The following is a 633-nucleotide window of genomic DNA, read 5'->3' on the forward strand; positions in this document are numbered from 1 at the left end:
TTCAGCGCGACGGGGTCCTCAGAGAGCACGGAGTCCATTGATCACTTCCTTGAGAATGCGCTCATTGGAACGCGACCCCGTAGCCGAGGGCGACGTCACCGAGATGAGGCCGTGGTCACGCATGTCGCCGAGCAGCACTCGGACGACTCCGACGGGCAGGTCGAGCTCGACGGCCAGGTCGGCCACCGAGATCGGGCTCCGCGCCGCCCGCAGGATGAGTTGTTGTTCGGGGCCGAGGTCGTCCGCCCGCTCGGCGAGCGCGCGCACGGACGCGACGAGGTCGAAGGCGTCTCCCGACGAGCGCGTCCGGCCCCTGATGAGGGCAAAGGGCCGGACGACGGGCCCGGCCTCCTCGTCGTACCAGCGGCGGGCGTCGGTCATGGTGTTCCCGAGCGCGGGTTCGTGGCGACGTGCTGGCCCACCCGCCTGACCAGGATCGCCATCTCGTACGCGATGTGCCCGACGTCGACGTTCGCGTCCGCGATCACGGCCAGGCAGGTGCCCTGTCCGGCCGCGGTGACGAACAGGAACGCGCTCTCCATCTCCACGATGGTCTGGCGCACGTCGCCGCCGCCGAAATGGCGTCCGGTGCCGCGGGCCAGGCTCTGGAAGCCCGCCGCGACGGCCGACAGG

At 70.6% G+C, this 633-nt stretch carries 2 protein-coding genes; both read right to left on the bottom strand.

Annotation, left to right across the window (positions count from 1 at the left end; all coding sequences use genetic code 11):
• Positions 1 to 18: 18 nt before the first annotated feature.
• Positions 19 to 381 carry a DUF742 domain-containing protein gene (locus DMH01_RS42560; protein WP_125685101.1) on the bottom strand — a complete coding sequence of 121 codons (363 nt, stop codon included), beginning with the start codon at positions 379 to 381 and terminating at the stop codon, positions 19 to 21.
• The coding region (locus DMH01_RS42565) for a roadblock/LC7 domain-containing protein (RefSeq protein WP_148106612.1) at positions 378 to 633 on the bottom strand (256 nt) is incomplete at its 5' end. The genes DMH01_RS42565 and DMH01_RS42560, both read right to left, overlap by 4 nt.

This window comes from Amycolatopsis sp. WAC 04182 (genome assembly GCF_003947465.1).
Taxonomy (GTDB): domain Bacteria; phylum Actinomycetota; class Actinomycetes; order Mycobacteriales; family Pseudonocardiaceae; genus Amycolatopsis.

Bases quoted from the DNA above. Each gene is read 5' to 3' on its own strand.
- DMH01_RS42560 (WP_125685101.1), bottom strand. From the start codon at position 381: ATGACCGACGCCCGCCGCTGGTACGACGAGGAGGCCGGGCCCGTCGTC.